The sequence below is a fragment of the Halomonas sp. BC1 genome, from assembly GCF_002078135.1.
Taxonomy (GTDB): domain Bacteria; phylum Pseudomonadota; class Gammaproteobacteria; order Pseudomonadales; family Halomonadaceae; genus Vreelandella; species Vreelandella stevensii.
Genome location: NZ_LFGS01000019.1, coordinates 183,554 through 191,702, shown reverse-complemented (window position 1 = coordinate 191,702; position 8,149 = coordinate 183,554). Strand labels below are relative to the sequence as shown.

Annotated in this window: 5 protein-coding genes and 1 pseudogene; all 6 read right to left on the bottom strand. The window is 55.8% G+C overall.

Going from position 1 to position 8,149, the window contains the following annotated elements:
• Positions 1-361, bottom strand: a pseudogene (locus B7L72_RS14945) (class II histone deacetylase); the annotation flags it as partial.
• A complete protein-coding gene (locus B7L72_RS14940) occupies positions 358-1,389 on the bottom strand; it encodes a histone deacetylase family protein (protein WP_081195280.1) in 1,032 nt (343 codons plus the stop codon). The gene B7L72_RS14940 and the pseudogene B7L72_RS14945, both read right to left, overlap by 4 nt.
• A gap of 36 nt (positions 1,390-1,425) precedes the next feature.
• A complete protein-coding gene (locus B7L72_RS14935; RefSeq protein ID WP_081195278.1) occupies positions 1,426-2,370 on the bottom strand; it encodes an ornithine cyclodeaminase family protein in 945 nt (314 codons plus the stop codon).
• A 225-nt stretch (positions 2,371-2,595) separates the two neighbouring features.
• Positions 2,596-3,363, bottom strand: a complete 768-nt coding sequence (locus B7L72_RS14930; RefSeq protein ID WP_081195276.1) for an AraC family transcriptional regulator — start codon at positions 3,361-3,363, stop codon at positions 2,596-2,598.
• Between the two features lie 119 nt (positions 3,364-3,482).
• Positions 3,483-3,839: a RidA family protein gene (locus B7L72_RS14925; protein WP_016914906.1), complete on the bottom strand. Its 357-nt coding sequence runs from the start codon at positions 3,837-3,839 to the stop codon at positions 3,483-3,485.
• 157 nt (positions 3,840-3,996) lie between these two features.
• The gene (locus tag B7L72_RS14920) at positions 3,997-8,112 is read right to left on the bottom strand and encodes a hypothetical protein (RefSeq protein ID WP_217806084.1); all 4,116 of its coding nucleotides are present in this window, start codon (positions 8,110-8,112) and stop codon (positions 3,997-3,999) included.
• Positions 8,113-8,149 lie beyond the last annotated feature (37 nt).

The window sequence follows — 8,149 nt, the reverse complement described above, 5'->3', positions numbered from 1 at the left end:
CGTCTACGGCGGCGATGGCCAAGCCCGCCGAGTGGGTCGCGGCGGCCCAGCTGCCCGGCATGTAGGGGGCACAGTCGCCGCCGTTACCGCCCCTTGCCGCATCGCCTGCCTGAAGTTCTTCCAGGTAGCGCGGCGTGTGAAAGCGCAGCAGGTCTTCCAGCGTGGCGGCGGGCGGCTTGACCACGTAAAGCTCGTCGATCAGCCCGCTGACTTCCAGAATGTTTTTCAGCCGCCGCTTGCTTTCGGGGCTTTCCGAGGCGGCCTGGGGCTGCAAGAACTCACCCGGCGCCGAGAACACGCCGATGGCCCCCTGGTCGTGCCAGAAGCAGCGTTCGTGCCAGTAGAAGCCGGTACCGCTCATGCGTTAAACCCCTCCATGAAGGCCGCCAGGTTGGCGCTGAGCTGTTCGGTGGGGTAGCCGCCTTCCTGCACGATCACCATGGGGAGCGACAGCGCGGCCAGACGCTTGCCTACCTCGATAAACGCTTCGGTTTCCACGTTCAAACCGGCCAGCGGATCTTCCTTATGGGCATCCAGCCCCAGAGCGACCACCACCGCATCCGGTTCGAAACGCTGCAAGTGATCGATCAAAATCGCCAGCGCGTCCAGATAGACCTCACCGTCGCTGCCCACCGGCAGGGGGAGGTTCACGTTGGCGCCCACGCCGTCATCGCTGCCTTCTTCGTCAGCCCCGCCCCAGAAAAAGGGGTAGAAGTCGCTGGGGTCGGCGTGCAGCGAACCGGTCCATACATCGTCTCTGGCGTAGAAAATGTCCTGGGTGCCGTTGCCGTGGTGCAAATCCACATCGATGATCGCCACTCTGGCAAAGCGTTCGCGCAGCACGGTCGCGGCCAGCGCCGAGTTGTTCAGCAGGCAAAAGCCGCCTGCCCGCTCGGGCCCGGCATGGTGGCCGGGTGGGCGGCACAGCGCATAGGTCACCGTCTCCCCTGCTAACACGGCTTCCGCGGCTGCTTCTGCGGTGGCCGCCGAGGCCAATGCGCCCTGGAAACTGGTGGCGCTGAGCGGGCAAGCCATGTCGTGCAGGTGCCAGCCCGCCTGGCCGATGGGGTGGCGGGGGTAGTGGTGGCCGCCGCCGCAGGGGTGAATGTTGGGCGCCACCAGCGCGGCAGCGTTGGGCAACGCTTGCCAGCGGGCATGGATCGTTTCCAGAAAGGTCAGGTAGCGCGGCGTATGAATCTGCGCCAGCCGCTGGCGCAGCTGGGGCGAGTCCGACGCGCCCGGGGCCACCAGCGCCAAGCCCACCTTTGCCAACCCCTGGGTGAGCAGCTCGGCCCGCACCGGCCCTTCCGGGGAAGGCGCCGGCTGGCCACGCAGCAGGAAAGTGGGCGGCGCATGCAGCGCCTGATCAGGATGATAAAAACACTTCATGGTCACCGTCCTTTGGCCATTTGGAGCTAGCAAGCGCTACTTCAGCGTAGCGGGTAACGACTCCCAGAGCTCGATCGCCGCGGCTAAATCTTCCAGAGAGGCGCCCACCGACTTGAACAGCGTGATGGCCTGCGGGCTGGTGCGCCCGGGCTTCTCGCCACGCAAGACGTCGGCCAGCTCCGCCTGGATCTCCTCGAACTGGAAGGCACCTTCTTCGATGGCCTGCAGGATGTCCCCCGCCTCGCCTTGTGCCCCCGCGTAGGTATCCACGAATACCTGGGCACGGCGCAGGCAATCGGCATCGGTTTCGCGCATTTGTGGACGAAAAGCGCCAATCAGGTCCAGGTGCGTGCCTAGCGTCAGCCACTCGCCCCGGATGATGGGCTGGGTGGAGAGCGTCACGCAGCTGACGATGTCGGCCTCTGCCACGGCGGTGGCCAAGGTGTCGACGACCTGGGTATCGAAGCGGTCTGCATACTCTTCGGCAATGGCGGCTGCCTTGTGGGGGTTACGCCCCCAGACCAGCACGCGCTTGATGGGCCTGACGCTTGCGTGGGCTTCGATCACCATGGGGGCCAGCTTGCCGGTACCCACCACCAGCAGCGTTTCGGCGTCTTCCCTGGCCAGCACATGAGCCGCCAGCGCAGAAGCAGCGGCGGTGCGGCGGCGGGTCAGTTCGCTGCCATCGATGCACGCCAGCGGCTGGCCGTGTTGGCCTTCGCTGAGCAGGTAAAGGCCGGAAATGGCCGGCAGGCCGTGTTCGGCATTTTGCGGAAACACGTTGACCATCTTCACCCCGATATAGCCTGCGGCTTCCCAGGCGGGCATCAGCAGCATGGTGGCTTCGCCATCCGGCCGATGCATGGCGTGATGGTGGCGCGGTGGCGACTCCACCCCGTTCACGAAGGTGTGGCGCAGGCGCTCGATCAGGTCAGGCCAGGCTAAACACTGCTCGACTTCCTTGGCAGAAATGACCTTCATGCCCACTCCCCCTGCAGGTGACAGGCGACGAGGCCTTGCACAATGACCCGATGGGTAGCAAAGGCCAACGCGCGCGTGTGGGCATGGGGATAAAACGAGGGTGGTAGCATCAGCGCTCTCCAGAGTCATCGAACTTCTCTTGAGACTACGACGATGCAGCAACGGTTGCTTGCCCGAGACTCTGGCAAGTTTGCCCGTAAGTCAGGTAGGCCGAGGTTTCAGACGCTAGCGATCCGACGAAGGGGAAATGTCGAAGTAACGACGGTAGGCGCGGGAAAAGCTGCCCTGATCGCGAAAACCCACCAACATGGCGATATGGCCAAGGCTCATGGCGCTATGGCGTACCAGGGTGCGCGCATGCTCCAGCCGCCTGCGCTGCACATAGGCCAGCGGCGTCACCCCGGTCAGCTCACGAAAGCAGCTATGAAAGTGGCCGGGACTCAAGGCGCATAGGGCGGCCATCTGCTCGACACGAATGTCATCGGCCAGGTGCTGATCGAGCCAGGCATCCAGGCGCTCCAGGTCCAGCCGCTCACTGATGCAGCGCGCGCCCATTTGGGCTGCCGTCTGGAGCGGTGCATCCTGCAGGTACATGTAGAGCGCCCGCAGTAACAGTGCGGCAATTTCGTTTTGCAGGGCTGGACACTGATCCAACTGATGGGCCAGCGCATGGGTGAGCTGGTTCAAAGCGGGGGGAACGGTAAAGAAGCGCGGTTTATCGAATAGCCGCTCGATCTCACTGCCCTTTTCCAGCGTAACCAGGTGCTGCACGGGGATATCCAGCACCAGGGTACGGTTGCTGCCATCGCCCTGATACTCGTGATGGCGTGACGAAGGGATCAAGCAGCCCCGGCGAGCGGTCACCCGCTCCCCCTGGCCTTCCATGGACAGTTCCGTCACGCCACACGTGGCCAGTATCAACTGGTGAAAATCGTGGGTGTGCGCCACCTGCTCTTGCGCCAGATTGCGGCTATGCAGCTCGAACTGGACCATGACCGTACCGTTCGGGAAGTGTGAGAAGGAAGCTTCACTATAAAACGATCACGAAAGAAAAATCGAGGGGGCGTTAACGCTCGGTTAACGCCCCCTCGTGACAGCCTTGAAGCAACCGATCAGGCGTCGGGCAGTGCCGCGATGACCATGATTTCCACTTTCCACTCGGGCTTGGCCAGCTTGGCTTCCAGCGCAGCGCGCACCGGCGGACGACCCGGTACTACCCAGGCTTCCCACGCTTCGTTCATTTCTGCGAACTCGGCCATGTCGGTGACCCATACCTGCGCAGAGATCAGGTGCTCTTTGGAAGTGCCCGCCTGCGCCAGCAGCTCATCGATACGCGCCAGCACCTGCTCGGTTTGGCCACGCATGCCCACCGTGGCATCGGCCGGCACCTGGCCCGCGAGGTAGACGGTTCCGTTATGAATGGCCACCTGGCTCATGCGTGCATTGCTTTCGTGATAGGTCACGCCCATGGGGTTGTCTCCCGCGACATTGGGTTGATGAAGTGATGACATGCGTGACCAGCCAACTGCCTGGCCACGCGTTGATAGTGGCATGATTTACGCTGCGCACCAACACAAGCCCGCCTCTGCAGAGCCTGGCTTGCCACTGCAGGAGCTTTCACATGCATCAAGTGATGTTGTAGTTGGTATTCCAGTTATCTTCGAGGAACCCGTTAAGGTCCAGATTTTCGAAGTTGGCGAGCAACTGGGTATCGAAGTCACTGCCTGTGAGCTCAACACGGAATAGCTGAGCATCATCTTCAATGTCGGGGGTGTCTCCATTACCTGCCAACAGGTACACCACTTCGTCACTGTTCAGGCCAAGTTGATCCAGCCAACCTGCCGTGCCATTCATGAACTCTTCAGTGGTAAATACGGCAAACGCAATATCCTCACCTAACGCAGTCAAATCGTCATAGCGCTCAAAGCCAGGCTCATCACCGCGCAGCGCATCGAACTCATTGGCCGTCAGGTCGATGAACAGCTGATCGAAGCCTGGTTCACTTCCTACTCGGAAATCCGTGATCAGCTCAATACCGTCAGCCGCTTGGCCGTCAACATTAAACGTTTTGGATAGCTGCGTGACGCTCCCCCCCGGTGCGGCGCCTGGCTGGTGGGTATAGCCGTTGACCGTAAAAGTGATATTCAGGTCTTGCTCATCATCACTTTCGAGCGGGTCATCAATAATGACAATACTTGCTGCATCATCGATCAAGAATTCAGCAGGAACACCATTATTACCCGCTACATTGAGTGTATAAATATTCGCATAGGTATCCTGGACTACCCAAGTGGCTAATGACGATAGAGGAGTATCGCTATTGACCGCTCCCTCCAAGAGTAATGTCGATGTCTCGAACAACCGCTCGGCTGCCCGAGCATCCAACGCCCCTGCATCAAAGAACGATGCTTGATCCGTTTGCAAGGCATAATTCTCGGGAAGACTTAAGCCATCCAGAGAGCGCTGTATCAAAGCACTTAGTGGGTACGTGACGGTCAGCCCTTCTTGGTCAAAGTTGGGTAGCTCGCTGAGCACTTCAAAGTCCTGGAAGCTAATTTCGTCCACGTTCACCCGAACACTGCTAGCGGCAGACAAAGCCTCACTACCTATTGAGTTGAGCACTTGATCAACACTATCTTCGATTACCCAATTTAACAGCGTTTCACGGTCGAGACTTTCAGCATTGCTTGCCCCTGAGAGAATCTCCTCTACCGTCACTAACAGAGACTCTACTTCACTGACCACTAACGATGCGGCATCGAATGGCTGTCCAGCATTAATTTCATAGCTACCCGGACGCCCCTCATTACTGCCGGGCAGCTCCCCCCCTGCATTGACTTCAGCAATCGCTTCCTCTAGCGAATAGCTGACATTAACATTATCGAGATCTACGTTGCCTAAGGTAACAAAGGCCTCGTACTGCTCAGGAGTCAGAGATGCACTACTACCCAGATCCAATGTAATCGTGTCCGCTCCGCTGATCCACGGAGCGGCGCCCGCAGCAAGAAGCTCGTCTGGCTGAGCGCTCGTGATGCTCCACGTCTGCAGTGCTTCAACACTCACCGCTTGACGATTAAGCGCTCCATCTACAATGGCTTGTGTAGCCTGATAACGTGTCTCAGCATTAGGCACGCTAGTAAGTAAGAAGTTGGGTATTTCAACCCTGCTTGCCACAATTTCATAGCTATCAGCAATGTTTTCGATATCACCAAGCGTCAAGTTGCGGGTAAAGATAAATCTGACAGGCGTATCTTCCAGCTCAAAATTACTCAGCCGTTGTAACCGCTGAAGGTCTGCAATGGCGAGAATATCATTATTGACCGACACCTGTTCTGCGCCTGTCAAATACAAAGGAAACTGATTATTCGATTGGGTAGCCAACAAGGCAGAAGCTGAGTCGATAACGCTCCATTTCAGCAGCTCATTCACCGCGGGAACAGGGGCGTTCGCACCTGAAAGGGCGAGTACGGCGCTCTCTACAATGGGTCTTACTTCTTCCGCCGTCAAAACACCAATCGACAGTTCTGTATCAGCAAGACGGTAGCCTGCACTATTGCCCTCTTCTCCCTTGACAAGCGCCTCCACCCCTTCTGACTCAATGATTTCTAACGCTTCTTCAAGCGTATACAAAATCTCCACCGGATCACTATTGTAATCGTAGTTGCCAAGACCAATGAGTGACTGGTATTGTTCATAAGTCAACTGCACATCCGTAATTTGAACACGATCGGCCAAGACAATATGATCTTGTGCAATAGCTTGAATAATATTGCTTGCCGTATCGTTCACCGTCCAGTCAAACAGACGTTGAGCGGTCTCGTTATCACTCTCTACATTTCGACCCGCTTCTAATACTGCACGCACATTTGTTAGCTCGTTTGCAGCCTCTTCAACGACGAGTGTCGCTACAAAAGGTGTTGCAGTATCATTCAGCACGAAGCGACCATCAGGCGCTAATATATCCGCCGACTGAGCTCGAAGTGCATCATTGATATCAGCGTAAACTACGGTTACCTCTTCCCCTAAACTGAAATTATCTAATCTACCCATCAGTTGCTCATATTGAGCTGCTGTCAGCGTTTCGTCTGTCACCTCAACACTTTCAGCAAGTTGGAGGCCGTCAGGAGCAGAAGCACCCAAGCGTGACTGAATATTGTTGTAGCTATCCAGAATGCTCCAGGAGTAAACGCTACTCAGGTCAGGCGAGTTCTCTGCCCCACCTAACAACTCGCGAACGATAGACAGATTCTCGATGGCATCTTCCGCTGCCAGGGACTCCAGAACAAGCTGCGGCTGTGTATTGATAAGATAATTATCTACCACATCATCGGGGCCTCGCTCAAATGCCTGGCCGAGGGTGTATTCAACCTGTTCATTGCCGCGCTGATAACCCCGATTATCATTTTCGATCGCCAATAAAGATTCGAATTGATCAACTGTAATCTGCTGGTCAGTAAGACGAATCTCGTCAGCGCCAACCATGAAAGCAGCACCTTGCTCGATTGCTAGAACGGCACTTGCACTATCTTGAACGATCCAACTAAAAAGCTCGTCGACATTTAAACCATCAGCATTATCAGCACTACCTACAACCAACTCCACACGCTCAAGAGTCGAGCGAGACTGAGCAACACTCAGCTCACCTGGTGCATAGGTATCTGTCTCTAATAAATAGCTATCGGGTAACGCGACATCTGTATTGACGGCACCTTCAAGCGTGTATCGCACGACCGTGGAGCCTAAGTCGAAATTTTCTAACTCGATAAGACGCTCATATTCTGGCTGGCTAATTTCAGAATTTAAAACAAACACCTGATCAGCTAACGCAACGTGATTCTCGGACAAGTCTTCAATAATCAAGGTGGCATCATCAACGACTACCCACTGGAAAGGTAGACGCTCGCCTAAGCTGTCACGATTTTCAGCACTGTCTACCAGGTCAGTGATCTGTAGGTAGGCCTCTTGTGCTTCCGCAACACTCACCTCCCCTGCGTCAAGCAGGCTGTCTACACTAATCGCATAGCCATTCAGCAAGGTTCCTCTATCATCCGCTCGGATAGCTTCTTCCAGCGTGTATTCGACGACTTCGCCAGTCCTTATGTAGTTACTGTCTAAACCAAGGAGGCTTTCATACTCTGACAGTGTGATTAAGTCATCACTGACGCTAACTGACGTTGCTCTCAGCAGGTGCGGCACATTATCCGCACTTAAAATATTATCCGCACTATCCACAACGGTCCAATTAAAGAGCTGGTCCGCGTCTAAGGACTGTGCGTTCATAGCACCTGACAAAATCAACTCTACCGAGCTCAGCAACTGCTCTGCCTCTACGACACTCAAACTACCTGCATTTAACACAGAGCTATCTGAAATATCGTAATTTTCCGCAATCACCGCTGCGTTAACCGCTTGAGAAAGCGTATAACTTACGACGGTCTCTCCCAACTGGAAATTATCCAGACCATTAAGAAGCTCAAACTCTTCTACAGTGATGGCACGATCACTAATCACGACAGGGTTGGCCCCAGTAACGGCGCTCTCTTCAATACTATCAATAATAGCACTTGCCGTGTCACTAACCGACCACTGGAACAATGACACAGGGGGTTGATTATTAGCTCCTTGCAAAACCCGAGAGACATCCGCAAATGATGCAATCGCCTGAGAAACAGTGACCACACCAGCATCCAATGGAGCATCTAAATCGAGAACGTAATTAGCGGGCAATGTTTCTACCGCCAACGCATTCTCCAAGGTATAAATAACGTCTGTGACACCT

What these genes read in the sequence shown, in the direction of transcription:
- B7L72_RS14935 (WP_081195278.1), bottom strand. Translation starts at nt 2,370, where the DNA reads ATGAAGGTCATTTCTGCCAAGGAAGTCGAGCAGTGTTTAGCCTGGCCT.
- B7L72_RS14940 (WP_081195280.1), bottom strand. Translation starts at nt 1,389, where the DNA reads ATGAAGTGTTTTTATCATCCTGATCAGGCGCTGCATGCGCCGCCCACT.
- B7L72_RS14925 (WP_016914906.1), bottom strand. Translation starts at nt 3,839, where the DNA reads ATGGGCGTGACCTATCACGAAAGCAATGCACGCATGAGCCAGGTGGCC.
- B7L72_RS14930 (WP_081195276.1), bottom strand. Translation starts at nt 3,363, where the DNA reads ATGGTCCAGTTCGAGCTGCATAGCCGCAATCTGGCGCAAGAGCAGGTG.